Raw genomic sequence first — 26,417 nt, forward strand, 5'->3', positions numbered from 1 at the left:
ACAAAGTATTGGAGTGCGCAATGGCCGCCTCGGCAGGTCGATCGGTGTTCATGGGACCGCGAATCCGGCGGCTTCGGCGCGATTTGGGCCTGACTCAGGCCGATATGGCGGCCGATCTCGAGATTTCCGCGCCTTACGTCGCGCTGCTGGAGCGCAACCAGCGGCCGATGACGGCGGACATGCTGCTGCGCCTGGCGCGCACCTACACCATCGATCTGGCCGATCTCGCCGGCGATGGCGGCGCCGACAATACGGCGCGGATGCAGTCGATCCTGAAAGAGCCGATGTTCTCGGACATCGATATCCCGGCGCTCGAAATCAGCGATCTCGCGGTGAGCTATCCCGGCATGGCCGAGGCTTTTCTGCGCCTCTACACGGCCTATCGCGAGGAGCAACTCGCGCTGGCGGACAGGCGCGCGCCGGCGCTCGCGGGCGGTGCATTGCAAGCGGGGAGCGAGGGCTATGATGCCAACGATCCCGTCGCCGAGGTCCGGCGTTTTCTCGCCGCACGTCGCAACAATTTCGCGGGTCTCGACGACGCGGCCGAGCGTCTCGTGCAGGCGACGTCGGGCCCGAGCGGTTTCGTCGAGCGTCTCAAGACCCGACACAGGCTGCAAGTGCGCTATCTGCCGCCGGACGTCATGCTCGGCTCGGTGCGACGATTGGATCTGCATCGGAAACAATTACTACTTGAGGACTCGCTCGACACCGCAAGTCTCAATTTCCAGCTGGCGCAGCAACTCGCCTATCTCGAAATGGAAAACGAGATCGGCACCGCGCTCGAAGACGGCCAGTTCACCACCAAGAGTGCCGAACTGCTGGCGCGCCGGGCGCTCGCGGGTTACGCCGCTGCGGCGCTCATCATGCCCTATGCGGCTTTCGCGCGCGCCGCCGAGACCCGTCGCTACGATCTCGAAGCACTGGCGCGCCAATTCGGTGCCAGCTTCGAACAGACCGCGCATCGCATCACGACCTTGCAGCGGCCGGGCGCCGAGAAAGTCCCGTTCTTTCTCATCCGCGTCGACCCCGCTGGCAACATCTCAAAGCTGCTCGACGGCGCCGGCTTTCCATTTGCCAAGCACGGCGGCGCGTGCCCGCTGTGGTCAGTGCATGACGTTTTCAAAACGCCGCGCCAGATCGTCACGCAGTGGCTGGAATTGCCGGATGGGCAGCGCTTCTTTTCGATCGCCCGCACCGTCACGGCTGGCGGTGGTGGTTACGGCGCACAACGCGTCGAGCGCGCCATCGCGATCGGTTGCGCAGCCGAATATGCGGGCCAGTTGATCTATACGCGCGACGCGGCGGCGCCGCGCGCCGATGCGCCCACGCCGATCGGCGTCGCATGCCGTGTCTGTCACCGTCCGCGCTGCGCCGCGCGTTCGGCGCTTCCGATCGGGCGCGAGTTGTTGCCCGATGATTTCAGGACGCTGAACGTTCCGTTTGGCTTCTCGGCGGACTGAAACGGCTCAGGCCTGCTCGGCCGCAGCTTCCTCGGCATTGGGATCGCCGGGCGCCGTAGCCCACGCCAGTTCGACCAGCGTCACGATGCGCCGACCGGCGCCATCAAGCTGGCACACGATGAGGCCCTGCTCCTCGATATAGTTCAGCAGGCGCTGTGCACGGCGCAGCGAATGCGAGCCGTAGGCGCGGGCGATCGCGGCATTGCTCGGGCAGGGCCAGCCTTCCTTGGCGGCGCGGGCGATCATCATGAAAACGCCCTGCATATCCTCCGGCAGAATCGAGGCGCGGACCGAGACGTCTTGCCAGCCGTCATCGTTGGTCATGTCGGAGTCGAGCCCGGCGCGGGCGCGTGTCAGCATGCGGCGGAAGTCGTCGAGGTCCGGCACGGCGGCACCGAGACCCTCGATGCGGCAGCGGACCACGAATTCCTGATAGAGCACGCCGACCACCCGGAAGCCTGCATCGGGCTCCGCCATCAGGGCCTGCAACACGCGGTCGACGCGCATGCGCCGCTCCGCCAGTTCCTCGGCGCTGATCGGCGTCTCCGCCACGTCCGGCCGAATTTCCAGCGCTGCGGACTTCGCCGCCATGAGCTGGCCAAGCAGATCCGGCGATGACGGTGCGCGGCGCTGCGGCCGCACCGGCTCCGGCGGGGGCGCTGCGAGAATCGTGGCGCGGACGTCGTCGAGTGTCGCTTCCGGCAGCGGCATCAGGCGTGGGGTCGCATTGCGCGGACTTGTTTCGGTGACGCCGATGCGCAGGCCCAGCGGACGACGGGAGAGGGCGGGACCCAACGCCATGAACTGGCCGCGCTCGAGGTCGCGGAAGGATTCGGCCTGCCGTCGCTCCATGCCGAGAAGATCGGCGGCGCGTGCCATATCGATATCGAGGAAGGTGCGACCCATCAGGAAATTCGACGCTTCGGCCGCGACGTTCTTGGCGAGCTTCGCCAGTCGCTGTGTCGCGATGACGCCGGCAAGGCCGCGTTTGCGGCCGCGGCACATCAGGTTGGTCATGGCGCCGAGCGATAGCTTGCGGGCTTCGTCGGACACCTCGCCGGCAACGGCCGGGGCGAACAGCTGTGCCTCGTCCACCACCACGAGCATCGGATACCAATGGTCGCGAGGCGCGTCGAACAGCCCGCCCAGAAAGGCGGCGGCGCGGCGCATTTGATTCTCGGCATCCAGCCCTTCGAGATTGAGCACTGTGGAGACGCGGTGCATGCGCGCGCGCTCGCCGGCGACCTGCAACCCGCGTTCGGTATGCGCCTCGGCATCGATCACCAGATGACCGAATCGCTCCGCCAGCGAGACGAAATCGCCTTCAGGGTCGATGATGGTTTGTTGCACCCATGGGGCGCTCTGTTCGAGCAGGCGGCGCAGCAGATGCGATTTTCCGGAACCCGAATTGCCCTGTACGAGCAGACGCGTCGCCAGCAGTTCCTCAAGGTCCAGAGCCGCCGGGGCGCCTGACGTCGTATGCCCCATCTCGATCGCAACGGTCATGTCTCGACTCAGGTCTCCTTGTAGAGAGGGCTTACCAACCCGGCCACAGCGCGTCGAGCGGCGCACGGCTATCATCCCGTGTTCCGCGCAACTCTCACCAAGTAAATCGCGACAGCGAATCGGCGATTGTCCTGCGTACGGCGCAGCCCGGCTTCGCCAGTGACGATCTCAAGCCGTTTCCGATCTTGCCGCATGCAATCTATCGGTTCGCCGATGCCAGGGCCGCCTATCTCGCGGTGATCGAATCCTTGCGCGATCGGATTGTGTTCGATCCGCGGCGAAACATGTGTAGACAGCAAATCCCGCGTGACGTTGCCGTGACGTCCGCAAGGCAGGGACATCGCTGGAATCTTCGGGCGCCGCAGTCACCAAACATTTGATTTGGAATTCTTCCAGTTTCAGGGGAGGGTTGCTGCAACGGCGATATGCGCCACGACCCGGGGAAATGCGATGGCAAGCCTCACGATCAATGGACGAACCTACGAGATCGATGCAGAACCGGACACGCCGTTGCTATGGGCGATCCGCGAAAATGCCGGGCTGACAGGGACAAAATACGGATGTGGCGTCGCCCAATGCGGCGCCTGCACCGTTCATGTCGATGGCCAGCAGGTCCGTTCCTGCAGCATGGCGCTCAGTGAGGCGATCGGAAAGCAGATCACGACGATCGAGGGCCTTGCGTCCGAGGGGGCCGTGCACAAGGTGCAGCAGGCCTGGATCGATCATGATGTGCCGCAATGTGGTTACTGCCAGAGCGGCATGATCATGGCAGTTGCAGCGCTGCTGGAGACAGTGCCGCAGCCGACCGATGAGGATATCGACCTCGCCATCACCAATATCTGCCGTTGCGGCACGTTCCAGCAGGTCCGTGAAGCGATTCACGCCGCTGCAAGCGCTTGAGGAAGATGGTCATGGGTCATGCTCCGCAACTCAATCGCCGTTCGTTTGTCCTGGGAACTGCTGCTATCGGCAGTGGCCTCGCGCTCGGTATTCCCTTTGGCGGGCCGACCGCAGTCTATGCGGCCGATGGTACGCCTGAGGTCAATGCCTGGGTGGTGATCCGGCCGGATGAGACCGTTGTCGTGCGTATCGCGCGGTCCGAGATGGGGCAGGGAACGCTCACGGGTCTGGCGCAATTGGTCGCAGAAGAACTCGAATGCGACTGGTCCAGGGTGACGACGGAATATCCCACGCCCGGGCAAAGTGTCGCACGCAAGCGCGTCTGGGGGGACTTTTCCACCGGCGGCAGCCGCGGCGTTCGCACTTCGCATGATTACGTCCGCAAAGGCGGCGCGGCTGCGCGCCTGATGCTGATCCAGGCGGCAGCCAATGAGTGGGCCGCGCCCGTGTCGGAATGCGCCACGAGCAAGGGCGTTATCACCCACGTCCCGTCGGGGCGCACCATCACTTACGGCAAGGTCGCGGAAGCGGCTGCTAAGCTGCAGCCGCCGGCCGACGTCAAGCTGAAGGATCCCAAGGACTGGACCATCGCCGGCAAACCGCTGAAGCGGCTCGATACGGTCGAGAAAACCAACGGCAAGATGGTCTACGGCGCCGATATCAAGCTGCCGGGAATGCTCAATGCCGCGATCAAGGATTGCCCGGTGTTCGGCGGCACGCTGAAGAGCTTCGACGACAGCAAGATCCTTGGCATGAAAGGCGTCAAGAAGGTCGTGCGCGTCGGCGAGAGTGCCGTGGCTGTGGTCGCCGATACGTGGTGGCACGCCAAGTCGGCGCTGGAGGCGATGCCAGTCGTCTGGGACGATGGCAAGAACGCCAGCGTGTCCAGCGAGTCCATCGGCAAGTGGCTGCAGGAAGGCCTGGACGCTGCGCAGCCCGCTTTTGTCGGCAACAAGGCTGGCGATGTCAAAGCAGCGTTTGCGGGTGCTGCGAAGACGGTGGAAGCGGTCTACGCCTATCCCTATCAGAACCACGCCACCATGGAGCCGATGAACGCGACGGTGCTCTATACGGCGGAGAAGTGCGAGGTCTGGACCGGGACGCAGAACGGCGAAGCCGTGTTTGCGGCCGCAGTCGAAGCGTCAGGCCTGCCGAGCGACAAATGCGAGGTCTACAAGATCATGCCGGGCGGCGGCTTCGGCCGGCGCGGCATGACCGATTACGTCCGTCAGGCGGTGGCCATCGCCAAGCAGATGCCCGGCACGCCGATCAAGCTGATGTGGTCGCGCGAAGAGGACATGCTGCACGGCCGCTATCATCCCATTACGCAAAGCAAGCTGGTCGGCGCCTTTGATGCCGATAACAATCTGATCGGTTTGCACATGCGGATCTCAGGCCAGTCGATCCTGGCCAGTGTGCGTCCCGAGGGAATGCAGAATGGGATGGATCCCGTCACTTTCCAGGGTCTGAATGCCAGCGGTGAGGCAGCGATCGGTTACACTGTTCCGAATTTGCTTATCGACCATTCCATGCGCAACCCGCATGTGCCGCCGGGCTTCTGGCGCGGCGTCAACGTCAACCAGAATGCGATCTATCTCGAAAGCTTCATGGACGAGCTCGCGCATTCGGTCGGTCAGGATCCGCTCGAATTTCGCCGCAAGCTGATGACCAAGCATCCGAAGCATCTCGCGGTGCTCAATGCGGTTGCGGAGAGGATCGGCTGGACGACGCCGGCGCCGCAAGGCGTGTTCCGCGGCATCTGCCAGCACATGGGCTTCGGCAGCTATGTTGCGGCTGCTACGGAGATTTCGGTGACGGGCGGCAACAAGATCAAGATCCATCGCATCGTTGCCGCTACGGATCCCGGTTACGCGGTGAATCCTTGGCAGATCGATCGACAGATCGCCGGCTCGTTCGTCTATGGTCTCTCGGCACTGTTCTATGGCGAATGCACTGTGAAGGGTGGTCGCATCGAGCAGGAAAACTTCGACACCTATCAGTCGATGACCATGAAGGAGATGCCGAAGGTCGAGTCGATCCTGATGCCATCGGGCGGCTTCTGGGGCGGCGTCGGCGAACCGACGATCTGCGTGGCGGCGCCGGCCGTGTTGAATGCCTATTTTGCCGCGACCGGCAAGCGCATCCGTTCCGTGCCGCTGAAGAATTACGACATCATCTTTGCGTAACTGACGCGTCGCCATGCTTGCTGCCCATCACTGGATTTCACTCATGAAGACGTTGCGTACCTCACTTGCGATCGGGCTGATGGTCACCTCGGCGGCGCCGGTCCGGGCGGCATCGGCGCCGCCGCCTGGAGCGGCCTCGTGCTCCGGCTGCCATGCGGCGACATCGCAGGCCATCCCGAACATCTATGGGCGCGATGCCGATGCGACGCGCTCCACATTGCTGGCCTTTCGCAATGGGTCGATGCCGGCCACAGTGATGACGCGGATCGCCAAGGGCTTCTCCGAAGACGAAATCGGGTCGATTGCGGCCTGGCTGGCAACGCAGAAATAGCATGACCCACAAAAATCATACCTCACGACGGGAGTTTCTTCGCACTGCCGCTGCCGCGACGGCATCCCTTGCGCTGGCATCGCCAAGCCTGGCGCAATCGCCTGCGCGGGTCGTCGTGATCGGCGGCGGCTTCGGTGGCGCCAGTTGCGCCCGCGCGCTTCGGCAGCTCGATCCGTCGCTGGATGTCACGCTGGTGACGGCCGATCGCCAATATGTCGCGTGCCCGTTCAGCAACGAGGTCATTGCCGGTGACCGCGCCATCGAGGCCCAGCAATTCACCTACGAGAAAACCGCTGCCGCCGGCATCAAAGTCGTCGTGCAAATGGTGCAGACGATCGACCCGCAGGCGCGCACGATCGGTCTCGCCGATGGATCGACGTTGCGCTACGACCGGCTGGTTCTGTCTCCCGGAATCGATCTGCGCTTCGATGCGCTGCCGGGCTATGACGAAGCTGCAGCATCGCGCATGCCGCATGCCTGGAAGGCCGGTGAGCAGACGCTGCTGCTGCGACGCCAGTTGGAAGCGATGGACGATGGCGGCGTGGTTGCCATCGTCGTTCCCGCCAACCCCTTTAGGTGTCCTCCGGGCCCCTATGAGCGCGCGAGCCTGATCGCGCACTACCTCAAGACCCGAAAGCCGCGGTCGAAGCTGATCATTCTCGACTCGAAAGACGCGTTCTCGAAACAGCGGCTGTTTCAGGCTGCATGGCAGGAGCTGTATCCGGGATTGATCGAATGGGTCGCGCTGTCGCAGGGCGGCAAGGTCACGTCGGTCGATCCGGCGACCAATACGCTGGTGACCGATTTCGCGACACATCACGTTCAGGTGGCCAATGTCATTCCACCGCAGCGCGCCGGACGCATCGCGGAGATTGCCGGCGTCACCGATAAATCCGGCTGGTGTCCGATCAATCCCGTCAGCCTCGAGTCCACACAGGTGCCGAACATCCATGTGATCGGCGATGCCTGCATTGCCGGTGCCATGCCCAAATCCGCATTCTCGGCGAATGCGCAGGCGAAGACCTGTGCCGGCGCGATCGTGGCGTTGCTGGCGGGGGCGACGCCGACGTCGCCGAAGCTGATCAACACTTGCTACAGTCTGGTCGCGCCCGACTACGGCATTTCCATCGCGGGCGTCTACCAGCCCCGCAACGGCCTGTTTGCAGATATCGAAGGCGCGGGCGGTACGAGTCCGCTGGATGCGCCACGTGATGTCCGGGCCCGCGAAGCGATCTATGCACGGTCCTGGTTCGAGACGATCGGAGCAGAGGTCTTTGGTTAGTCGCCGCCGCGCATCGACACTGTTGTCGGCGAGCGTGGCGACGCTGCTGCTGACTGCTCCGGTCCGTGCGAGTGAACTTGTCCCTTATGCGGTGATTGGCAATGCGATTCCGCTGCCCCTGGCGGGCGCGGTCGGCGACGCGTCGGCGGGCAGAGCGATCGTCGTCAACCGGACCTATACGTGCCTGCTCTGTCACAGCGGTCCATTTACCGAACAGAGATTCCAGGGCGATCTTGCGCCAAGCCTTGCCGGCGCCGGCAGCCGGTGGTCGGAAGGCCAGTTGCGGTTGCGGCTGGTGGATGCCTCACGCCTCAATGCCGCGACCATCATGCCGTCCTATTATCGTGCAGATGGGTTACAGCGTGTCGGGGATGCATGGCTTGGCAAGCCGATCCTGTCGGCGCAACAAATCGAGGACGTCGTCGCTTACCTGACAACGCTGCAGAACCCATCATGACGAAAGCAATCCATGGCTGAGCTCGATCGATCGACTCGCCGCCAGTTTCTGGCGACGGCCGGTGGCGCTGCGCTCGGCGCGGTATCACTCGTGCATGTCAGCCCGGCGCGTGCGACGCCGGACGCTATGAAGGCGGCTATCCGCGATGTCGTCAAAGGCGCGGCGGTGCGCCCCGGCAAGGTAAAGCTCGACGTCCCGCCGCTGGTCGAGAACGGCAACACGGTGCCGCTCACGGTCACGGTGACGAGTCCGATGAGTGATGCGAATCACGTGGTCAGTATCCACATTTTCAACGAGAAGAATCCGCAGCCCAATGTCGGCAATTTCTATATCTCTCCGCGCGCAGGCCGTGCGCAGATATCGACGCGCATCCGGCTTGCCGATACGCAAACACTGACGGCCATTGCGAAACTCTCCGATGGCTCGTTCTGGTCGACGACCGCCGATGTCGTGGTCACGCTCGCGGCGTGCACCGAGGAGGCAACCTGATGGCATCCGCGCTGATCAACGTTCCCGCCACGGCCAGGCGTGGCGATATCATCGAGGTCAAGACGCTGATGTCCCACATCATGGAGACCGGCTTTCGCCATACCGTGACCGGCGAGGCCATCCCGCGCAACATCATCACCAATTTCACCTGCCGTTATAATGGCGATGAAGTGTTCCGGGCCGATCTGTTTCCCGCGTTCTCGGCCAATCCCTTCATCTCCTTCTTTACGGTCGCCACCGAGAGCGGAAAATTCGAATTCCAATGGATCGGCGACAACGGATTTCAGGAAACCGCGTCGGCCAGCATCACGGTCACATGAGGCGACTGCGAAATATCAGCCTGTCGTTGCTGGCAGCCGTCGCCTTCACGTCGCTCATCGAGGCGGCGGAGATCGCGCCGGGCGAGCGACGCTCCGGTGCCAGTTTCATGTCCGTCGAAACCCAGGCCATGCAGAACGACGCCACGGCCAATCCCGGCATGCTGGGGGTGCTGGATGGCGAGGCGCTGTGGATCCGGAAGCCCGTTGCCGGCCGTGCTTGCGCGGATTGCCACGGTGATGCCAGCAGCATGCGCGGCGTCGCCGTGCGGTACCCGGTATTCGACGACAAGCTCAATCGCCCGGTCGATCTCGAACAGCGCGTCAATCTCTGCCGTGTCGATCATCAGCAGTTGCCGCCGCTCGCCGATGAAAGCCGCGATCTGCTGGCGCTGACCGCATTGATCGGCCGGCAGTCCCAGGGGATGCCGATCGAGACGGGTGCCGATTCACGTCTGCAGGCATTCATCGACAAAGGCCGCGATGCCTTCATGCGGCGTCAGGGGCAGTTGAATCTGGCATGCACGAACTGTCACGACGACAACTGGGACAAACGTCTCGCCGGCTCCGCGATCACGCAGGCCCATCCAACGGGCTATCCCGTCTATCGGCTGGAGTGGCAGGGGCTTGGCTCTCTCAAGCGCCGCCTGCGCAATTGCATGATCGGCGTGCGGGCGCAGCCTTACAGCGCCGACGCGCCTGAGATGGTCGAGCTTGAACTCTATCTGATGTCGCGCGCGCGCGGCATGGCAAGCGAAACTCCCGCTGTCAGGCCGTGACGTATCGAATGTCTGTAAGGGTGCCCGCGGGCTCCAGGTCAGGTCGTTTCCTTCGGTATCTCGAACACCAGACACGTCGTGGTGGCATGGGCGATGAGTCGGCCCTTGGAATCCGTGATGCGCGCTTCCGCTGTTGCCGCGCGGCGGCCGACATTCAGCGTCTTGCCTTCGGTGCGAACGGCGCCAGAATCCTTGCTCATCCCGCGGATGAAGCTGATCTTGAATTCCAGAGTGGTGTAGCCGGTGCCGACAGGCAACATGGTGTGCACGGCGAGGCCCATCGCCGAATCCAGCAGGATCGCCGCGTAGCCGCCATGTACCGAGCCGATCGGATTGTAGTGCCGGAAGCCGGGGACGCTGTGAAACACGACAACGCCAGGTTTTGCGGTCGAGTCGAACGGCTCGACATTCTCCATGATCGGCGGTTGCGGCAACTCGCCGGAGAAGATCTTGCGCACGAAATCGAGCCCGGGCATCGAGGCCATCAGGCTGGTGGGCACGACGTCGTAACGGGGTGTGGGTGCGTCGGTCATGGATCATTCCCGGCAATTTTGATGATGATCATCATACAAAAGGTGGCGCCGTGTGTCATCTTCTCTGCGTCCAGGACGAAAATGGCCGGGATGATCCCGGCCATGGCGTCTTGATTCCGCAAACTGAAATGAGAGCTACGACGCCTTGTTCGCCCGCATCAGATCCGCGAACCGCTTGAACAAATAATGCGAGTCGCGCGGACCGGGGGAAGCCTCCGGGTGATACTGCACCGAGAACACCGGCTTGCCGTCGAGCTGGATGCCGCAATTGGATCCGTCGAACAGCGAGATGTGGGTCTGCGTTGCGCCCTTGGGCAATGTCGCTTCATCCACCGCAAAGCCGTGGTTCATCGAGGTAATTTCCACCTTGCCGGTGGTCTCGTCCTTGACCGGATGATTGGCACCGTGATGGCCCTGATGCATCTTCTTGGTCTTGGCGCCCACGGCAAGGCCGAGCATCTGGTGACCGAGGCAGATGCCAAATGTGGGCACGCCGGAATTGATCACCTGCTTGATGACGGGCACGGCATATTTGCCGGTCTCGGCGGGATCGCCGGGACCATTCGACAGGAACACGCCGTCCGGCTTCAGCGCCATGATCTCTTCTGCCGAGGTCGTGGCCGGAACGACCGTGACCTTGCAGCCTTCGCCTGCCAGCAGGCGTAGAATGTTGCGCTTGATGCCGTAATCGATGGCGACAACGTTGAATTCAGGATTGGTCTGGCGGCCGAAGCCCTTTTCCCATTCCCAGGGAGTCTCGTCCCAGGTGAAGCGCTGGGCGGATGTCACCATCGGCACCAGGTCCATGCCTTCGAGGCCGGGCCATTCGCGCGCTTCTTCCTTCAGGCCGTGCAGATCGAATTGGCCGTCCTTCGCGTGCACAAGCACCGCATTGGGCATGCCCTTGTTACGGATCAGCGCGGTCAGGGCGCGGGTGTCGATGCCGGAAATGCCGATGATGCCGCGCGCCTTCAGCCAGGCGTCGAGATGCCGGGAAGAGCGGTAATTCGACGGGTCGGTGATCGCCGAGCGCAGGATCACGCCGCGGGCGCCTGGCGTCGCCGCCATGTTCACCGTCTCGATATCCTCGTCGTTGGTGCCGACATTGCCGATATGCGGGAAGGTGAAGGTGATCAGCTGCCCGGCATAGGATGGATCGGTGAGGATTTCCTCATATCCGGTCATCGCCGTGTTGAAGCAGACTTCGCCCACGGCCTGGCCTTCCGCGCCGAGGCCGAAGCCCTCCAGCACGGTGCCATCGGCGAGCACGAGGAGCGCGGTCGGTTTGTGGTCCGGCCAGGCTGAAGATGTTTCTGAGGGGGTCATGAGGGGACTACATAGTCCGCGCATCCGCCGCCGTCAAAGCCGGAAAGGCCGGATTCACACGTCAACCATGGCCTGGCAGGGTTAGCAATCGGCGCTTTGCCCGATCAACGGGCCCGGACAGAGCTTCATTAAGGAATAACATCTTATCTGGCAGAATTGTGGTGTTCCGGTTGTCCGGCGAAACCTGCACGCCGATAGCGCGTAATTTGCAGAATGAGATGTAAAATCAACTAATTATAATTACGGATGCTTGCCGGAACTCACTTTCGCCGGTAGCAAGCTACGACTTCCCGTATTTCCGGATATTTCAGTGCAGTTGGACTATTTCGCCAAGATGGCCGCGCGCTCGGCCGTCGCGCCTGCGCGATGGCGCAGGCCTTTTCTGACCTTCCTCGATGGGATCGAGAAGGGCTGGACGATTCCTGTGCTGATCGTCGGCTTCGCGGGAATCTGGCTGCTGTTTCTGGTGATCGCCTATCAGAGCGGCGATCTACATGCGGATGCGCTGGAAACCTGGACGCTTGGGCGCGAATTCGCATGGGGTAATCCCAAACATCCGCCCTTGATGGGCTGGGTCGCGCGGCTGTGGACGCTGATTTTCCCGCTGACCGACTGGTCGTTCCAGTTGCTGTCGATGACCAATGCCGCGGTGGCGCTCTGGGCTGTCGATCTGATTGCACGCCGCTTCGTGCGCGGCGATTCGCGAGCCGTCGTGCTGCTGCTGCTGATGCTGCTTCCGGCCTACCAGTTCCATGCCCAGCGCTTCAACGCGAACACGGTGCTGCTCGCGGTCTGGCCGCTGGCGACCTATTGCTTCCTGCGCTCCTTTGAAACGCGCGCTATCGGCTGGGCTGCCGCCGCCGGCGTCCTGTCCGCGCTGGCGATGCTCGGCAAATATTATTCGATCTTCCTGATCGCCAGCTTCGCGCTGGCAGCGATCGTGCATCCGCAGCGGGCGGTCTATTTCAGGTCCTGGGCACCGTGGGTCTCGACACTTGCCGGGCTCATTGCCCTTGGGCCGCACATCCATTGGCTCGTGATGACCGGTGCTGCGCCGTTCGCCTATGCCATACAGGTTCACGGCGGCATCGACTTTGGTCAGTCACTCATCGAAGCCAGCATGTTTTTGCTCGGTCTCGCGGCGACGCTGGCGCTCCCGGCCATTGTCTGGGTTTTATCGGCCGAGCTGCGCCTGAAGTACTTTTCGGCCGATTTCCGTGCCATGGGTCCGGGGTTGTTGCTGCTGTTCTGGGTGTTCATCGGCACGGTGCTGCTGCCCGTTATGACTACCGTCACGCTTGGCACCGACATGCCTTCGCTATGGGCGCTCCAGGGTTTGTTCCTGCCTGCCGTTTTGATCGTTTGCGGCGCCCGCTTCACGCTCGAACGCCTGTATGTGGTCAATATGGTGGTGTTCGTCGCCGGCATCGCCATCATCGCAACCATTGTGGCTGCTCCGATCCATGCGATTTACCGCAATAGCATCAATCCTAACGAGCGGACTTACTATCGGCTGGCCGCTCAAGAGCTGACGGACCGGTGGCACCAGATGACAGGCCGGCCGATGCCGCGGATCAGTGGCGACGACGGGCTGGCATTCGCGACGGCCTTTTACAGCCCTGACCATCCCGTCTACAGCCGCCCGTTCCAGTTCCAGTACACTTGGGGCATGCCGCGCGCGACGACGCTGCAGAAGGGGTGGGCTTCGATGTGCTTTGCGACAGATAGCGATTGCCTGATGTGGATGGGCAAGGTCGCGATGCTCGAGCCGCGGCACGTCAGGTTTGATTTCGAGGTTCAGCCCCGGCTATGGGGCCAGGCCGGTATTCCGGCCACCATATCGGCGTTGATGGTTCTGCCCTACGTCGCTGGGGCCAATGCGCCCGGGCCGCTGTCCGCAGGCGTGGAGGATTTCAGCTCCAGCCATCGGCAATAGGTTTGGGCAGTAGGTTCGGGCAACAGCTCTGGGCGGCGTCCCCGAGAATTGGCGGGTGCAGTTGTGCATACCCCTTAAAACGCTTAGATCGGGGCCAACCGAGTTCCGGCGCTGCGATTGGCGGCCGCAAGAGGAGACGCAGATGCTGCGCGATGACATCAACAACGCCGTCAAGGACGCCATGCGGGCCAAGGACGAGCGCAAGCTTTCGACGCTTCGCATGGTCAATTCGACCATCAAGAATGCCGATATCGAAGCGCGCGGCCAGAGCAAGCCGCCGCTGTCGGATGCCGACCTGTTGAGCCTACTGCAGAAGATGATCAAGCAACGCCAGGAATCCGTCGAGCTCTATGACAAGGGCGGCCGCGGCGAACTCGCGGCCCAGGAGCGCGAGGAAATCGCGATCATCTCCGCCTATCTGCCGCAGCAGATGTCGGAGGACGAGACCAAGTCCGCCATCGCAGCCGAGATCGCAGCGACGGGTGCGGCCGGCATGAAAGACATGGGCAAGGTGATCGCTGCGCTGAAAGCCAAATATGCCGGCCAGATGGACTTCGGCAAGGCCAGCGGTCTGGTCAAGGCCGCACTGAACGGCTGAGGCTCTCTTTAACCTCTCCCCGCCCTTTGCGGGGAGAGGTCGCGCGCACCTGGCGCGCGGGTGAGGGGCCAAGCACGCTGCTTCAACGCACGCAGTCTATCGGTTCGGATCAATCCGAGGTCTTGCGCAATTCCTCATCGATGAGCGACAGCACGCCTTCGATATTTGACAGCACATCGTTGTTCCAGAAGCGAAGCACGCAATAACCTTGCTCGCGCAGATATCGATCGCGCATGGCGTCCCGTTGCGACTCCAGATGCTGCCCGCCATCGACCTCGATAACGATCATCTTCTCCCGACAAACGAAGTCGCAGATATATCGCCCGATCGGCTCTTGGCGAATGAATTTGCAGCCGGCAATCTGCCTGTTGCGCAGACGATTCCACAGTTTCGTTTCGGCGTCGGTGGAGTTGGCGCGTAATTCGCGCGATCTGTTGGTGATGCGAATGTGGCCACGCATGTGCCATGCCCCTCACCCGACCGGCTTCGCCGGTCGACCTCTCCCCGCGAAGGGCGGGGAGAGGTTAGGAACGCTGTCGCTCTTGTCAGCTAAGCCGCCGCCGTCGGTAGGCTGTAGGTCTTGAACTGATCGCGCAGCGCGGTCTTCAGGATCTTGCCGGTGGCCGTGTGCGGGATCGCATCGACGAACACGACGTCGTCCGGCATCCACCACTTGGCGATCTTGCCATCCATGTATTTCAGGATGTCTTCGCGCGTTGCGGTCTGGTCCTGCTTGAGCTGCACGATCAGCAGCGGGCGCTCGTCCCACTTCGGATGATAGACGCCGATGACCGCGGCTTCCGCCACCTGCGGATGACCGACGGCAAGGTTTTCCAGATCGATCGACGAGATCCATTCGCCGCCGGACTTGATGACGTCCTTGGAGCGGTCGGTGATCCGCATATAGCCATGGGCGTCGATGGTCGCGACGTCGCCGGTGTCGAAATAGCCTTCATCGTCGAGGATCTCGTCCTCGACACGGAAATAGGCGCGCGACACTGACGGGCCGCGCACCTTGAGACGGCCGAAGGTCTTGCCGTCCCAGGGCAGGCTCTTGCCGGCGTCGTCGGTGATTTTCATCTCGACGCCGAATGGCGGATAGCCCTGGGTCTGCAGGATATCCAGCCGCTCGTCGCCTTCGAGTTGGTCGAAGGGCGGCTTCAACGCAGCCAGCGTGCCGATCGGGCTCATTTCGGTCATGCCCCATGCATGACGTGCACTGATGCCCATATCGACGAAGGCCTTGATCATCGAGCGCGGCATCGCCGAGCCGCCGCACACCACCATGCGCAGGTCAGGCAGTTTCAGATTGTTCTGCGACATGTAGTTGAGGAGCATCAGCCATACCGTCGGCACGCCGGCGGTATGCGTCACCTTCTCGGTCGAGAGCAATTCGTAGATCGAGGCGCCGTCCATCTTGGCGCCCGGCAGTACGAGCTTGGTGCCCATCGACGGCGCGGAAAACGCGATGCCCCAGCTATTGGCATGGAATAGCGGGACTACCGGCAGCATGGTGTCCGCGGCATTGGCACCGAGCGAGTCACCGGTATTGGCCATCAGCGCATGCATCACGTTGGAGCGGTGCGAATACAGCACGCCCTTCGGATCGCCTGTCGTTCCCGATGTGTAGCACATCGCCGCTGCGGTGTTCTCGTCGAACTCCTTCCATTTGAAGTTGCCGTCGACCTCCGCGATCCAGTCCTCATAGGCCACGGCGTTTTTCAGCGTGGTCTGCGGCATGTGCGCCTTGTCGGTGTAGATGATGTAGCGCTCGACTGATGGCAGCTGGTCGGCGAGTTTCTCGAGGATCGGGACGAAGGTGAGGTCGGTCATCACGATGCGATCTTGCGCATGGTTGATGATCCACGCGATCTGATCCGGGAATAGACGTGGATTGACGGTGTGGCAGATGGCGCCGATGCCCATGATGCCGTACCACGTTTCCAGGTGCCGCCACGTGTTCCACGCGATGGTGGCGACGCGGTCGCCCATCTTGATGCCCTCGCGGTCGAGACGCTGCGCGACCTTCAGGGCACGGGTACGAATTTCGGCGTAATTAGTGCGGTGGATGGGACCTTCGACTGATCTGGTCACGACCTCGCGCTCGCCGTGGACTTGGGCCGCATGATCGATGATCCGATGACACAGCAAAGGCCAGTCTTGCATCAAGCCACGCATTTGATCGTTCCTCCGTCTTGTGATTGGCGCGCCGGCTCCCCGATCGTTGCCGGGGAACTTCGACCCTCTTCTTGCTTTAGGTCTTGGCATGAAGTTTAGCGCGGGGAAAGCGGCCCGGAAATGGACTTTTGGCCTATCCGGCTGCGACCAAAGGACAATTGGGGTGGTTCTGGCGTTGCTGCTGGTTGCCGCGCCGGCGCAGGCCTATCTGACGACATCGCGTGTGCCGCTGCCAAAGCCCCGCCCGGCAGAAGCGCCGGCGATCGAGCCGGCGCAAAAGCCCGGTGAGGAGCCTGCGAGATCGGAGCAACCCGCTGAGCCTGAGAAGCCTGCTGCGGAAGCGCGTCCGCCGGAGCCGCCGCCGCCTTCAGCCTGCCGCTTGGCGCTCACGGATGCCATCGCTGTTGCGCCGAGTATTCCCGACATCAAGGGGCCGGGCGCCTGCGGCGGACCCGACATGGTGCGGCTGGAAGCGGTCGTGCTGCCGGACAAGACGCGCGTGCCGCTGAAGCCGGCGGGAACTATGCGCTGCGCCATGGCAACGGCGGTGGCCGAATGGATCCGCGCCGACATGGCACCGCTCGCGACCAGCCTCGGCACCAAGCTTCTTGAGCTCGATAATTTCGACTCCTTCGATTGCCGTGGTCGCAACCGTGTCGTCGGGGCGAAACTGTCAGAGCATGGCCGCGCCAATGCGCTGGATGTGCGCGGGCTGAAACTCGCCAATGGCCGCTCGATCGCACTGACCGAGCGCAACACGCCGCGCGAGCAGCGCGAGGCCGTGCTGCATTCGGTCTGTACGCGGTTCACCACCGTGCTGGGGCCGGGCTCCGACGGCTATCACGAGGATCATATCCATCTCGATATCGCCGAGCGGCGCGGCAACTACCGCATCTGCCAATGGGACGTCTGGGACGAGTGGCCGCGCATCGCGCCGCTGATGCCGGCCGTGCGCCCGGACGAAGCACCGCCGCGCGAAGTGGCGGAAGGCAAACCAGGGGAGGCGAAGCCTGAGACGGCAAAGCCTGCAGAGCCTGCGGCGGCTCGACCGGCTGCGACAGAGCCCGAACCGGAGCCCGAAGCAGAAGCCGCGCCTCCACAAGAACAGCCCAAGCCGAAGCCAAAACCCAAGCCGAAGAAGCGCCGCGCGCCGCCATCGCCGTTCAGCTTTTTGCGGTGATTTTGTTTATCCCTCCCCCTTGCGGGGAGGGGGCCGGCCGAAGGCCGGTCGGGTGGGGGTGCCCCACGTGAGAGCGTCGCTTGTGGCACCCCCACCCCGGCCTCCGCTTCGTCGATGCTGCGCATCGCTTCGCTCGGCCGACTACAGCGGACGACTTCGTCCGCCAGACCCCGCAAGGGGGAGGGAGACCGTCAGCCGCGGCGCGAAACATTTGCGCTCAACAGAGAATCTATCCACCCAACAAAAAAAGCGCCGGATCAACCGGCGCTTTTTCCAATCTCATAAAACCTCAGCTCAGTATGGCGTTCCGCCGCCGCCCTGCAGGGCCAGCTTCGAATTATACGGCGAGTCGCCGGCCTTCGGCTCGAGCACGACGACCACAGCGCCGGGCTTGACGCGGCTATAGAGGTCGATGACGTCTTCGTTGGTCATGCGGATGCAGCCCGACGAGATCGAGGCGCCGATATATTCCGGCTGATTGGTGCCGTGAATGCGGAACAGCGTGTCCTTGTTGCCCTGATAGAGATAGAGGGCGCGGGCACCGAGCGGATTATCGACGCCGCCGGGCACCTGGGCCGGCAGGCCTTCGATGCGGGCGTGAATGTCCTTGGTCGGGGTCCACTTCGGCCATTCGGCCATGTTGCCGACGCGCGCGACGCCCGAGAAGGCCAGCGCTTCTTCGCCGACGGTCACGCCGTAGCGGATCGCCTTGCCGCCGTCCTGGACGAAATAGAGATAGTGGTTGTCGGAATCGACCACGATCGAGCCCGGCGCTTCCTTGCGGTGGAAGTCGACGATGGCGCGGCGGAACGGCTCGGCGACGGCAACCTTGGCGTAACGTGCCTTGGCGAGCTGTGCCTTGTCATTCGGCTTGAGGCTGGCTTCCGGAGCGGCCTGGAATTGCGTGGCGGTCTGCATGCAGCCCGACAGCATCAGGCCGGCGGCGACAATCAAACCAAGCTTAATCTTGAGCGGCGACATGTCATTGTTCCAATTGCGTGAGGTCCGAAGAAACAGGCTGGTGCAAGGAAACGCACCCAAAATAGCCTGCGAACGCCACGATTCCGTTAAAGCTACTATCGCTGAAATCCGCTGCAATTCCAGCGGTTAGATGCGCTGCGCATCATGCAGCGCACAACCTGTGTCATATTTGCCGCAGAATTTTCGACCCTCCGGCCAAATCCTGTGCAGAACCGCAACGCCTCGCGAAGCCGTGATGCGCGCGTGACAATTTTGTCAGATCGAGACCATGGAACGCGCGATCTTGCGGGAAAAATTCCCGGGTTCGGGTGGGGTTGGCGCGCCGCACAAAGGCTGTCATGACGGCTGCATCCGCATCGGTCATGGTCGGTCGCCCCTGCCGATTCTGTCCGGATCGTCCGTATTGCAGTGTCCCGCCTTTTCAATGTCCCGGAGTTGCCATGCTCGCTGTCTTCACCCCTGCCGACCACGCCTTGAGAAAATCCGAGCCAACCGATCTCGAAGCGTTGCCGGACAATGCGGTGTGGATCGACATGGTGAAGCCGTCGCCGGCCGAAGACAAGGCGGTGGAGAAACTGGCGGGGGTGGAAATTCCGACCCGCGAAGACATGCAGGAGATCGAAATCTCCAGCCGTCTCTATATCGAGAACGGCGCCCGCTACATGACCGCCAGCTTGATGTGCGGCTCCGACACGGAGTCGCCGCGGATCACGGCGGTGACCTTCATTCTCACCCGGCAGCGGCTGGTGACGGTGCGCTACGACACACCGCGTCCGTTCGCGTCCGTCGAACTGAAGCTTGGCCGCAATGCGCCCGCCGGCGCCAATGGCGAAACCACCCTGCTTGAACTGCTCGACGCGGTGATCGATCGCTGCGCCGACATTCTCGAGCGCGTCGGCGCCGACGTCGATCAGGTCAGCCACGACATCTTCGAGCCGGATGAGTCGCTGCGGACCGGCCATGCCAAGCGTTATTCCGAAATTCTCATCACCATCGGTCGCAAGGGCGACCTGACCTCGAAAGTGCGTGAAAGCCTCGTCTCGATCGGCCGCGTCGTCACCTTCATCACGGCGGAAGCCGAAGGCGTGAAGTGGTCGAAGGACATGCGCGCGCAGCTCAAGACCATGCAGCGCGACGTGGTGTCCCTGACCGATCACGCCTCCTATCTGTCGAACAAGATCACCTTCACGCTCGATGCGATGCTCGGTGTCGTCAATCTCGAACAGAACAACATCATCAAGCTGTTCTCGGTCATGGCCGTCGTGCTGATGCCGCCGACATTGATCGCCTCGGTCTATGGCATGAATTTCAAGGCGATGCCGGAACTGCAATGGGATGTCGGTTACCCCATGGCGCTGATCATGATGCTGTTCGCCGCGGTGCTGCCTTATATGTTCTTCAAGTGGAAGAAGTGGCTGTAGGGCACGTAGGGCGGCACTAACCTCTCATTTGTCATTCCGGGATGCGTCACGCCGGCGAAGCCGGTGGGGTGCAGGCCCGGAATCCATAAGTTCGATCGTGGTTATGGATTCCGGGTTCGCGCAAGGGCGCGCCCCGGAATGACAAATGAGGGATAGCAGCGCCCAAACATTTTTCCTGCATCTCTTGACAATATGCCTATAAGGATTATCCTCCGCTCATCCGGTTCGCGAGGGGCGCTTCATGAGGCGTCTTGAAGTGGGACAGGGATGCGGCGCCTGCGGGTGTGGGGTGACGTACCCCGCGCACTCGGGAGGCCTTGGGTCACCGTCCGACCCCACTACGGGGGTCTGCCACTCATGCTGGCTGGACGTGGCATTGGTGAACGGCGGGAAACCGTCGGGATCAGCGGAGTGCGGAGCTCTGCGCCTTTGCCCGGAAGAACGGTCCCGGGGACAGAAATCGCCGCGGTGGCGCGCCGGATGGCGTTGCGCGGTTGCAGCTTGCCGGCGTTCCGGCGGAGCGGATCGCGAAAATTACCACCATTTCGCGTCGTCAGGCGCGCTGCCACCCCTCATGTTTCAGGAGGGGACACCGCTTAGACAACCCCGAGCATGCGCTCGCGGGATCATAAAGGCGCGGGTGTCTGAATCTTTTTCCAACTATCAAAACGCATTCATGATGCGTGTTCGAAAAGCCCAATGATCATAGGCTTCGCGCGATTCCCGCCACAATTTATCCGGTAAAATTCGAGCGTTCCGCTGAACGGTTGCGCTAATGGTTGCTGTCATAACGCTGTCAGAAGCGATGAGGACAGCAATGGTTGACAAAACAGAAACATCGGGACGGAACGTCGTCGATCTCAGGTCCTATCAACAGGCGCGCATGGCCAACGGTCGGGCGCAGGCGATGTCTGCGCGTACCTGCCGGCATTGTGGTGCCGGGTTGATGGACGGCGAATCCGAAGACGATTGTTCCAGCGCGGGGATCAGCGCGGCTGCGCCGATGCCGCGGAAATTTTACGCGGACTAGAAAATCCCGCGCTTTTCGAGGAGCGCCAGAATGGCGCGGTCCTCAGCATGACTATTCCCCACCCGTTACCGCTGATCAGACGTGCTGGCCGCCATTGATGTGGATCTCGGCGCCGTTCACGTATGAACTCGTTTCCGTACACAGCACATAGATGATCTTGGCGACTTCGTCGGGCGTGCCGAGCCGATGCAGCGGGATCTGCTGATCGACGATGGTCTGCGTGCCCGGCGAGAGGATCGAGGTGTCGATCTCGCCCGGCGCGATGGCGTTGACGCGGATGCCGAGGCGACCGAAATCCGACGCCATTTCGCGGGTCAGCGACGCCAGCGCCGCTTTCGATGTGGCATAGGCCGCACCGGCAAACGGATGCACGCGCGAGCCGGCGATCGAGGTGACGTTCACCACCGAGCCTTTGGCCGCCTTCAACTGTTCGATCAGCCCGCGGGCCATCATGATCGGCGCGAAGAAGTTGACGTTGAAGACGTGGCTCCAGGTCGCAACGTCGGTGTCGATCGAGCCCATGCGCGCGCCGCCTTCGGCCTTCGGCGAGATGGCGGCATTGTTCACCAGCGCATGCAGCGCGCCGCCGTTCAGCCGTTCCTTGATGTCGTCGATGGCGCGGACGGTGTCGTCATGGTCGGCGAGGTCGACCTGGATGTGATCTTCGGGGCCGGCATCCCATGGGCAGACTTCCGGAAACGGATGCCGCGAACAGGTCAGCACACGCCAGCCGGCGCTTGAAAAGCGCATCACGGTGGCATGACCGATGCCGCGGCTTGCGCCGGTGAGCAGCATGGTGCGCTTGGGCGCGTTCGATCCTGGATGGCTCACGGGTCTGGTTCTCGTCTCGTTGTCGGCGTTCACGGATACAGTCTCACCTTGGTCCAGGACGTATCTGGTGCCGCGGTGTCGCGGCGGAATTCGATGCGGTCGTGCAGGCGATACGGGCGGTCGTGCCAGAACTCGAACCGCTGTGGCGTAATGCGCCATCCGCTCCAACCTGGCGGACGCGGCACGCTGCCGATCAGGTGTTTGGCGCCTTCCTTGGCGATGGCCTGTTCGAACGCAAAGCGGCTTTCCAGCGGCTGCGACTGTTTGCTCGCCCAGGCGCCGATCTGCGCCTGTTTGGGGCGGGTCGCAAAATACTCGTCGGCCTCGGCTTCGGTCACGCGGGTGACCGGACCGCGAATGCGGACCTGCCGGCGCAGCGACTTCCAGTGAAACAGCAGCGCGGCCTTGGGATTGGCGGCAAGCTCCTGGCCCTTCTGGCTGGCGATGTGGCTGTAGAACACGAAGCCGTCGGTGTCATAGCCCTTCATCAGCACCATGCGGACGTCCGGCAGGCCGTCGGCATCGACGGTGGCCAGCGCCATCGCGTTCGGATCGTTGGGTTCGGACGCCTTCGCCTCGGTAAACCACTCGGAAAACAGCGCAAATGGTTCCGCAGCGGCCGTAAAATCACCTGACGTTAACGGAGTTGAGTCTTTGATGGGGGAGGTCGTGTCGGTCATGTCCGGAGTTCCGCTTGCGTTGGCCTGTTGTAGAGAGCTCGCTGCTGCCCCTGCATAGGCAAGACCTATATAGGATACGGCAACGCATTGGCCTATCGGCCATCTGCCCGCTCGGTGCGGCTTTGACAGCAATTCTTATCGGCAGCACCCTCGGTGGTTGCAGTATGGGCCGAAACGAGTCCGCGCTGGCCAGGATGGAGGGCGGCGATGTCACCGGCTCGATTTCGCCGGCATCGGTCCAGGCCGCCAATTACGAGCCCACCGAAGCCGATCTGGTCCTGACGCGCACTGCGGCCTCCGATGTCCTCACCAAGGGCAGCAAGGATTCCAGCCAGCCGTGGGAAAACCCGTCGACCGGCGCGCGCGGATCGGTGACGCCTCTGTCCAGTGCCTATGTCGCGGAAGGTCGCACCTGCAGGGATTTTCTGGCCAGCTATGTCAACGGCACCAGCGAAAGCTGGATGCAAGGTGCGGCCTGTAAGGGTGAGCGCGGCAGCTGGGACGTGCATACGCTGAAGCCGTGGAAACGGAGCTAGTTTTCACCGGCGGGCCGCTTGCGGCCGAGTTGCAAAAATGACACGAAGTCACCAGATGAAGAAGCAGGCGGGCCCTGGCCCGCAAACCCAACATGCGGGCCGATTGCCCGCCTTTTAGTTACCTGAAGGAGAGACGACGGATGCGCGACCCCTATGAGGTCTTGGGGGTGCAGCGGGGCGCCAGCGCTGCGGCGATCAAGAGTGCCTATCGCAAGCTCGCCAAGAAGCATCATCCCGACAGCAACAAGGACGATCCGAAAGCCGCCGACCGGTTTTCGGAATTGAATGCGGCCAACGAGATCATCGGCGACGAGGACAAGCGCAAGCAGTTCGACCGCGGCGAGATCGATGCCGAGGGTAAAGCACGCTTCCAGGGATTTCCGGGCGGCGGCCGCGCCGGCGCGTCGCAGCGCGGCTTCGAGCATGCTTTCCGCGGCGGTCCCGGTGCGCAGCAGGGCTTTCCCGGCGGTGCCGCCGGTGGCGGTTTCGAGGATATCCTCAACAGCATGTTCGGTGGCGCCAGCCCGCGCGGCGCGCGGCCGGGCGCGCAGGGCTTTGAGTTCGATACCGGCGGCTATGCCGGCGGGATGCCCGATCTGGATTTGAACGTCGCCATGACGGTGACGCTGGAAGAATCCGTGAAGGGCGCCGAGAAGCGCGTACGTCTGCCATCCGGCAAGGAATTGAACGTCAAGATACCGGCCGGCGTCACGTCGGGCCAGCAGATCCGGCTCCGCGGGCAGGGCGAAAGCGCACCAGGACATCGTCCCGGCGATCTGATGATCACCGTTACTATCGCTCCCCACGCCCACTTCAAGGTGGATGGCAACGACCTGCGCGTCGATCTGCCCATCACGCTCTACGAAGCCGTGCTGGGGGCCAAGGTGCGCGCGCCGACACTCACCGGTGCCGTGGAGCTTTCAATTCCGAAGAACACCTCGAGCGGACGGGTGTTTCGCCTGAAGGGCAAGGGCCTGCCGCTGGCCGGCGGCGCCGCGGGCGATCTCTACTTCACCACCAGGATCATGCTGCCGGATGGCAACGATGCCGAGCTGGAAGCCCTGATGGAAAAGTGGCGCGACGGGCACCCGTATCATCCGCGCAGCGATCTGGGGTGAAGTGAGCAGCGATCAGCTCGCTGTCTCATCCCCCCACCTTCTCCGTTTGATCGTAGATCTGGCGCGCGACCTGGTTGAGCCGGTCCTTGTCGGTGGGGCCTGACACGACATAGCCGACGCCCTTGTCAGCCCAGAACATGGCGCCGTCCTTGTCCTGCGCGGCATAGCGCATCTGGGTGGCGTCGGCTTTCGCCGCACGCGAAGTGTAGAGCGTGTAGCGCTCGCCCGACGGGCTCTCATACATGAAGAAGGCCGCAGGCGCTTCGGGGCCGGGCAGCAAGCGTCCGCCGACCAGCTTCAATCCGGCCGCATCGAGTTCGGGCGCCTTGATCTCGTAGCCGACGCGCTTCGACAGCCACTGCTGCAGGTGTGCACGTTCATTGGCTGCGACTTCGACCGGATGACGGACTTCGACCACATAGGTCCGGTGCGCACCGAGTGCGTCCACCGTGAAACTCCGGAATATCGACGGCGTGGTCGCTGCGCCGCGTGCGACCCAGCCCGCGCTGCCACCTGCAACGAAGGCGACAAGCGTTGCGGCGACTGCGCCATAGATCCAGCGCCGCGGCTGCTGAACCAATCGCTCGATTTCCAGCCGCTTCGGCACGGCCTCGTCGGCGATCGCATCGTAACGGGCATGCAGCAACTCGGCCATCGCGCGCCATGATGCGACGCGCTCGGCATCGTCAGGATGTGTCGCGAGCCAGGCCTCGACATCGGTGCGGCGCTCGGCCGGCAATTCATTGTCGATGAAGGCGTGCAATTCGTCTTCGGTCACGGGAATGTTCGGTCCGGTCATTATCATCTTCCCTTTAAATCATTTGACCGCGCGCAGCGCCGGGCGCTCGCCGTCGAGATAGGCTTTGACATGGGCGCGGGCGCGGGCGAGGCGCGACATCACGGTGCCGATCGGCACGCCCTGGATGTCGGCGACTTCGCGGTAGCTCAGGCCCTCGAGCATCACGAGCAGCAGCACCGAGCGCTGCTCTTCGACGAGGGCGGCAAGGGCGCGCGAGATGTCGCGCCCTTCGGCTTCGGTCCCGCTGGCATCCGGATTGTTGTCGAACAGCTCGGTGAAGATGGGCTTGCGTGCCAGCGACCGGCGGCGGTTGCGGTTCAGGTTGGTCAGGATCGTGTAGAGCCAGCTTCTGAGGTCACCGCCGATGAACAACTTCTCCGAGCGCAGCGCGCGCACCAGCGTGTCCTGCACCAGGTCGTCGGCAATGTCGGTGTCACGCGCCAGCGCTCGCGCATAGCGGCGCAGCGCCGGAATCATGCTCTCAACGCTATCGCGAAAGGCGCTCATGGGGCTCGTGCCATCCGTTGCAATCCTGACGGTATCTTGGGCGGTCCGCAATTGCGCCGCATCTATCATAACACCTTGGCGGACCGTCTATTCCGGCGTTAAGCCCGGACGGTAAACAGCCACATAACCGGGCTTTTGGGCTGTACCGGACGCAAGTGCTGGTGTACCCCCAAGGCTAGATCGGCATGGACTGCCAAGTTATCAGCCAAGCAAATAGGATGTGATATGAGTGAAGTTTCAGGCCTGATGAAGGGCAAGCGCGGCGTTATTCTCGGCGTCGCCAACAACCGCTCCATCGCCTGGGGCATTGCCAAGGCGTGCCAGGCGCAGGGCGCCGAGATCGCGCTGACCTATCAGGGCGATGCACTGAAGAAGCGCGTGGAGCCGCTGGCGGCGGAACTGGGCGCGCTCGTGCTTGGTCATTGCGACGTCACGGATGCCGCGACCATCGATGCGGTGTTCGACGAGCTCAAGGCGAAGTGGGGCAAGATCGACTTCGTCGTCCATGCCATTGCGTTTTCCGACAAGAACGAGCTCGAGGGCCGCTATGTCGACACCACGGCGGAGAACTTCAGCAAGAGCATGCTCATCTCCTGCTATTCGCTGACCGCGGTTGCGCAGCGCGCCGAGAAACTAATGACCGACGGTGGTTCGATCATCACGCTGACTTATTACGGCGCCGAGAAGTGGATGCCGAACTACAACGTGATGGGCGTCGCCAAGGCCGCGCTCGAAGCCAGCGTGCGCTATCTGGCGGCTGACCTGGGCGAGAAGGGCATCCGCGTCAATGCGATCTCCGCCGGCCCGATCAAGACGCTGGCCTTCGCAGGGATTGCCGACTCCCGCTATCTGCTGAAATACAACGAGGTCAATGCGCCGCTGCGCAAGAACGTCTCGATCGACGAAGTTGGCCAGAGCTCGATGTATTTCCTGTCTGACCTGTCCTCTGGCGTCACCGGCGAAGTGCATCACGTCGATGCTGGCTATCACGTGCTCGGCACCAAGGTGCCGGATGCGCCGGATATCTCGATGGGCGGCAAGGACTGATCGCTTAGT

Annotated in this window: 27 protein-coding genes; 16 read left to right on the top strand and 11 right to left on the bottom strand. The window is 62.7% G+C overall.

Annotated elements, in window-relative coordinates; all coding sequences use genetic code 11:
* The first annotated feature begins 20 nt into the window (after window positions 1-20).
* A complete protein-coding gene (locus tag LPB73_RS03650) occupies window positions 21-1,460 on the top strand; it encodes a helix-turn-helix domain-containing protein (RefSeq protein WP_231079656.1) in 1,440 nt (479 codons plus the stop codon).
* A 6-nt stretch (window positions 1,461-1,466) separates the two neighbouring features.
* Here LPB73_RS03650 and LPB73_RS03655 read toward each other — a convergent pair whose 3' ends face one another.
* Window positions 1,467-2,966 carry an ATP-binding protein gene (locus tag LPB73_RS03655; RefSeq protein WP_231079657.1) on the bottom strand — a complete coding sequence of 500 codons (1,500 nt, stop codon included), beginning with the start codon at window positions 2,964-2,966 and terminating at the stop codon, window positions 1,467-1,469.
* A 450-nt stretch (window positions 2,967-3,416) separates the two neighbouring features.
* Here LPB73_RS03655 and LPB73_RS03660 point away from each other — a divergent pair, with 450 nt between their 5' ends.
* The 8 genes from LPB73_RS03660 to soxA are packed head-to-tail and all read left to right on the top strand — an operon-like array spanning window position 3,417 to window position 9,707.
* Window positions 3,417-3,866, top strand: coding sequence for a (2Fe-2S)-binding protein (locus tag LPB73_RS03660; protein WP_093756882.1), 450 nt, complete (start codon window positions 3,417-3,419; stop codon window positions 3,864-3,866).
* Window positions 3,867-3,877: 11 nt separating this feature from the next.
* Window positions 3,878-6,052 carry a xanthine dehydrogenase family protein molybdopterin-binding subunit gene (locus LPB73_RS03665; protein WP_231079658.1) on the top strand — a complete coding sequence of 725 codons (2,175 nt, stop codon included), beginning with the start codon at window positions 3,878-3,880 and terminating at the stop codon, window positions 6,050-6,052.
* 43 nt (window positions 6,053-6,095) lie between these two features.
* Window positions 6,096-6,383: a c-type cytochrome gene (locus LPB73_RS03670; RefSeq protein ID WP_231079659.1), complete on the top strand. Its 288-nt coding sequence runs from the start codon at window positions 6,096-6,098 to the stop codon at window positions 6,381-6,383.
* Window position 6,384: 1 nt separating this feature from the next.
* A complete protein-coding gene (locus tag LPB73_RS03675) occupies window positions 6,385-7,665 on the top strand; it encodes an NAD(P)/FAD-dependent oxidoreductase (RefSeq protein WP_231079660.1) in 1,281 nt (426 codons plus the stop codon).
* Window positions 7,658-8,122: a sulfur oxidation c-type cytochrome SoxX gene (gene soxX, locus LPB73_RS03680; RefSeq protein WP_414716856.1), complete on the top strand. Its 465-nt coding sequence runs from the start codon at window positions 7,658-7,660 to the stop codon at window positions 8,120-8,122. The genes LPB73_RS03675 and soxX overlap by 8 nt, the downstream gene beginning before the upstream one ends.
* A 12-nt stretch (window positions 8,123-8,134) precedes the next feature.
* Complete coding sequence (locus tag LPB73_RS03685) at window positions 8,135-8,611, top strand: SoxY-related AACIE arm protein (RefSeq protein WP_231079661.1); 477 nt, start codon at window positions 8,135-8,137, stop codon at window positions 8,609-8,611.
* Window positions 8,611-8,931, top strand: coding sequence for a thiosulfate oxidation carrier complex protein SoxZ (soxZ, locus tag LPB73_RS03690; RefSeq protein WP_231079662.1), 321 nt, complete (start codon window positions 8,611-8,613; stop codon window positions 8,929-8,931). Before LPB73_RS03685 ends, soxZ begins: the two co-directional genes overlap by 1 nt.
* Window positions 8,928-9,707, top strand: a complete 780-nt coding sequence (soxA, locus tag LPB73_RS03695; RefSeq protein WP_231079663.1) for a sulfur oxidation c-type cytochrome SoxA — start codon at window positions 8,928-8,930, stop codon at window positions 9,705-9,707. Before soxZ ends, soxA begins: the two co-directional genes overlap by 4 nt.
* Before the next feature lie 38 nt (window positions 9,708-9,745).
* Here soxA and LPB73_RS03700 read toward each other — a convergent pair whose 3' ends face one another.
* Both LPB73_RS03700 and carA read right to left on the bottom strand, forming a co-directional pair.
* On the bottom strand, window positions 9,746-10,240 hold the full coding sequence (locus tag LPB73_RS03700) for a PaaI family thioesterase (RefSeq protein WP_231079664.1): 495 nt from the start codon (window positions 10,238-10,240) through the stop codon (window positions 9,746-9,748).
* Between the two features lie 135 nt (window positions 10,241-10,375).
* Window positions 10,376-11,566 carry a glutamine-hydrolyzing carbamoyl-phosphate synthase small subunit gene (gene carA, locus LPB73_RS03705; RefSeq protein ID WP_231079665.1) on the bottom strand — a complete coding sequence of 397 codons (1,191 nt, stop codon included), beginning with the start codon at window positions 11,564-11,566 and terminating at the stop codon, window positions 10,376-10,378.
* Between the two features lie 310 nt (window positions 11,567-11,876).
* Between carA and LPB73_RS03710 the strand changes: the two genes are divergently transcribed.
* Window positions 11,877-13,502 (top strand): glycosyltransferase family 39 protein, encoded by a 1,626-nt coding sequence (locus LPB73_RS03710; RefSeq protein ID WP_349768801.1) that lies wholly within the window; start codon window positions 11,877-11,879, stop codon window positions 13,500-13,502.
* A 142-nt stretch (window positions 13,503-13,644) separates the two neighbouring features.
* Window positions 13,645-14,100, top strand: a complete 456-nt coding sequence (locus LPB73_RS03715) for a GatB/YqeY domain-containing protein (protein WP_231079666.1) — start codon at window positions 13,645-13,647, stop codon at window positions 14,098-14,100.
* A 109-nt stretch (window positions 14,101-14,209) separates the two neighbouring features.
* Here LPB73_RS03715 and LPB73_RS03720 read toward each other — a convergent pair whose 3' ends face one another.
* Window positions 14,210-14,560, bottom strand: coding sequence for an endonuclease domain-containing protein (locus LPB73_RS03720; RefSeq protein ID WP_120293285.1), 351 nt, complete (start codon window positions 14,558-14,560; stop codon window positions 14,210-14,212).
* An 89-nt stretch (window positions 14,561-14,649) separates the two neighbouring features.
* A complete protein-coding gene (locus LPB73_RS03725) occupies window positions 14,650-16,278 on the bottom strand; it encodes a fatty-acid--CoA ligase (RefSeq protein WP_231079667.1) in 1,629 nt (542 codons plus the stop codon).
* A gap of 88 nt (window positions 16,279-16,366) precedes the next feature.
* Here LPB73_RS03725 and LPB73_RS03730 point away from each other — a divergent pair, with 88 nt between their 5' ends.
* Entirely contained in the window at window positions 16,367-17,458 is a 1,092-nt protein-coding gene (locus LPB73_RS03730) for an extensin family protein (protein ID WP_414716857.1), read from the top strand.
* Window positions 17,459-17,752: 294 nt separating this feature from the next.
* On the opposite strand, the gene LPB73_RS03735 is transcribed toward LPB73_RS03730, so the two are convergent.
* Window positions 17,753-18,439, bottom strand: a complete 687-nt coding sequence (locus tag LPB73_RS03735; protein WP_068734945.1) for a L,D-transpeptidase — start codon at window positions 18,437-18,439, stop codon at window positions 17,753-17,755.
* Between the two features lie 163 nt (window positions 18,440-18,602).
* Window positions 18,603-18,803, bottom strand: a complete 201-nt coding sequence (locus LPB73_RS03740; protein WP_231079668.1) for a hypothetical protein — start codon at window positions 18,801-18,803, stop codon at window positions 18,603-18,605.
* 76 nt (window positions 18,804-18,879) lie between these two features.
* On the opposite strand from LPB73_RS03740, the gene LPB73_RS03745 reads away from it, so the two are divergent.
* On the top strand, window positions 18,880-19,860 hold the full coding sequence (locus LPB73_RS03745) for a magnesium transporter CorA family protein (RefSeq protein ID WP_231079669.1): 981 nt from the start codon (window positions 18,880-18,882) through the stop codon (window positions 19,858-19,860).
* A 1,105-nt stretch (window positions 19,861-20,965) separates the two neighbouring features.
* Here the strand turns inward: LPB73_RS03745 and LPB73_RS03750 are convergent.
* A complete protein-coding gene (locus tag LPB73_RS03750; protein WP_089265492.1) occupies window positions 20,966-21,685 on the bottom strand; it encodes an SDR family NAD(P)-dependent oxidoreductase in 720 nt (239 codons plus the stop codon).
* A 65-nt stretch (window positions 21,686-21,750) separates the two neighbouring features.
* Window positions 21,751-22,401 (bottom strand): pyridoxamine 5'-phosphate oxidase, encoded by a 651-nt coding sequence (pdxH, locus tag LPB73_RS03755; protein ID WP_231079670.1) that lies wholly within the window; start codon window positions 22,399-22,401, stop codon window positions 21,751-21,753.
* Window positions 22,402-22,523: 122 nt separating this feature from the next.
* Between pdxH and LPB73_RS03760 the strand changes: the two genes are divergently transcribed.
* The gene (locus LPB73_RS03760; protein WP_231079671.1) at window positions 22,524-22,937 is read left to right on the top strand and encodes an RT0821/Lpp0805 family surface protein; all 414 of its coding nucleotides are present in this window, start codon (window positions 22,524-22,526) and stop codon (window positions 22,935-22,937) included.
* A 140-nt stretch (window positions 22,938-23,077) separates the two neighbouring features.
* Window positions 23,078-24,055 (top strand): DnaJ C-terminal domain-containing protein, encoded by a 978-nt coding sequence (locus tag LPB73_RS03765; RefSeq protein WP_231079672.1) that lies wholly within the window; start codon window positions 23,078-23,080, stop codon window positions 24,053-24,055.
* Window positions 24,056-24,080: 25 nt separating this feature from the next.
* Here LPB73_RS03765 and LPB73_RS03770 read toward each other — a convergent pair whose 3' ends face one another.
* Both LPB73_RS03770 and LPB73_RS03775 read right to left on the bottom strand, forming a co-directional pair.
* Window positions 24,081-24,854: an anti-sigma factor family protein gene (locus LPB73_RS03770; RefSeq protein WP_231079673.1), complete on the bottom strand. Its 774-nt coding sequence runs from the start codon at window positions 24,852-24,854 to the stop codon at window positions 24,081-24,083.
* A gap of 18 nt (window positions 24,855-24,872) precedes the next feature.
* The gene (locus LPB73_RS03775) at window positions 24,873-25,361 is read right to left on the bottom strand and encodes a sigma-70 family RNA polymerase sigma factor (RefSeq protein ID WP_231079674.1); all 489 of its coding nucleotides are present in this window, start codon (window positions 25,359-25,361) and stop codon (window positions 24,873-24,875) included.
* A gap of 225 nt (window positions 25,362-25,586) precedes the next feature.
* On the opposite strand from LPB73_RS03775, the gene fabI reads away from it, so the two are divergent.
* Window positions 25,587-26,408, top strand: a complete 822-nt coding sequence (gene fabI / locus LPB73_RS03780) for an enoyl-ACP reductase FabI (protein ID WP_093756866.1) — start codon at window positions 25,587-25,589, stop codon at window positions 26,406-26,408.
* Window positions 26,409-26,417: the final 9 nt, after the last annotated feature.

Origin of the sequence: Tardiphaga sp. 37S4 (assembly GCF_021044645.1) — a bacterium.
Classification (GTDB): Bacteria; Pseudomonadota; Alphaproteobacteria; order Rhizobiales; family Xanthobacteraceae; genus Tardiphaga; species Tardiphaga robiniae.

What these genes read in the sequence shown, in the direction of transcription:
- LPB73_RS03650 (WP_231079656.1), top strand. Translation starts at nt 21, where the DNA reads ATGGCCGCCTCGGCAGGTCGATCGGTGTTCATGGGACCGCGAATCCGG.
- LPB73_RS03655 (WP_231079657.1), bottom strand. Translation starts at nt 2,966, where the DNA reads ATGACCGTTGCGATCGAGATGGGGCATACGACGTCAGGCGCCCCGGCG.
- LPB73_RS03660 (WP_093756882.1), top strand. Translation starts at nt 3,417, where the DNA reads ATGGCAAGCCTCACGATCAATGGACGAACCTACGAGATCGATGCAGAA.
- LPB73_RS03665 (WP_231079658.1), top strand. Translation starts at nt 3,878, where the DNA reads ATGGGTCATGCTCCGCAACTCAATCGCCGTTCGTTTGTCCTGGGAACT.
- LPB73_RS03670 (WP_231079659.1), top strand. Translation starts at nt 6,096, where the DNA reads ATGAAGACGTTGCGTACCTCACTTGCGATCGGGCTGATGGTCACCTCG.
- LPB73_RS03675 (WP_231079660.1), top strand. Translation starts at nt 6,385, where the DNA reads ATGACCCACAAAAATCATACCTCACGACGGGAGTTTCTTCGCACTGCC.
- LPB73_RS03685 (WP_231079661.1), top strand. Translation starts at nt 8,135, where the DNA reads ATGGCTGAGCTCGATCGATCGACTCGCCGCCAGTTTCTGGCGACGGCC.
- soxZ (WP_231079662.1), top strand. Translation starts at nt 8,611, where the DNA reads ATGGCATCCGCGCTGATCAACGTTCCCGCCACGGCCAGGCGTGGCGAT.
- soxA (WP_231079663.1), top strand. Translation starts at nt 8,928, where the DNA reads ATGAGGCGACTGCGAAATATCAGCCTGTCGTTGCTGGCAGCCGTCGCC.
- LPB73_RS03700 (WP_231079664.1), bottom strand. Translation starts at nt 10,240, where the DNA reads ATGACCGACGCACCCACACCCCGTTACGACGTCGTGCCCACCAGCCTG.
- carA (WP_231079665.1), bottom strand. Translation starts at nt 11,566, where the DNA reads ATGACCCCCTCAGAAACATCTTCAGCCTGGCCGGACCACAAACCGACC.
- LPB73_RS03715 (WP_231079666.1), top strand. Translation starts at nt 13,645, where the DNA reads ATGCTGCGCGATGACATCAACAACGCCGTCAAGGACGCCATGCGGGCC.
- LPB73_RS03720 (WP_120293285.1), bottom strand. Translation starts at nt 14,560, where the DNA reads ATGCGTGGCCACATTCGCATCACCAACAGATCGCGCGAATTACGCGCC.
- LPB73_RS03725 (WP_231079667.1), bottom strand. Translation starts at nt 16,278, where the DNA reads ATGCGTGGCTTGATGCAAGACTGGCCTTTGCTGTGTCATCGGATCATC.
- LPB73_RS03730 (WP_414716857.1), top strand. Translation starts at nt 16,367, where the DNA reads ATGAAGTTTAGCGCGGGGAAAGCGGCCCGGAAATGGACTTTTGGCCTA.
- LPB73_RS03735 (WP_068734945.1), bottom strand. Translation starts at nt 18,439, where the DNA reads ATGTCGCCGCTCAAGATTAAGCTTGGTTTGATTGTCGCCGCCGGCCTG.
- LPB73_RS03740 (WP_231079668.1), bottom strand. Translation starts at nt 18,803, where the DNA reads ATGACCGATGCGGATGCAGCCGTCATGACAGCCTTTGTGCGGCGCGCC.
- LPB73_RS03745 (WP_231079669.1), top strand. Translation starts at nt 18,880, where the DNA reads ATGCTCGCTGTCTTCACCCCTGCCGACCACGCCTTGAGAAAATCCGAG.
- LPB73_RS03750 (WP_089265492.1), bottom strand. Translation starts at nt 21,685, where the DNA reads ATGCTGCTCACCGGCGCAAGCCGCGGCATCGGTCATGCCACCGTGATG.
- pdxH (WP_231079670.1), bottom strand. Translation starts at nt 22,401, where the DNA reads ATGACCGACACGACCTCCCCCATCAAAGACTCAACTCCGTTAACGTCA.
- LPB73_RS03765 (WP_231079672.1), top strand. Translation starts at nt 23,078, where the DNA reads ATGCGCGACCCCTATGAGGTCTTGGGGGTGCAGCGGGGCGCCAGCGCT.
- LPB73_RS03770 (WP_231079673.1), bottom strand. Translation starts at nt 24,854, where the DNA reads ATGACCGGACCGAACATTCCCGTGACCGAAGACGAATTGCACGCCTTC.
- LPB73_RS03775 (WP_231079674.1), bottom strand. Translation starts at nt 25,361, where the DNA reads ATGAGCGCCTTTCGCGATAGCGTTGAGAGCATGATTCCGGCGCTGCGC.
- fabI (WP_093756866.1), top strand. Translation starts at nt 25,587, where the DNA reads ATGAGTGAAGTTTCAGGCCTGATGAAGGGCAAGCGCGGCGTTATTCTC.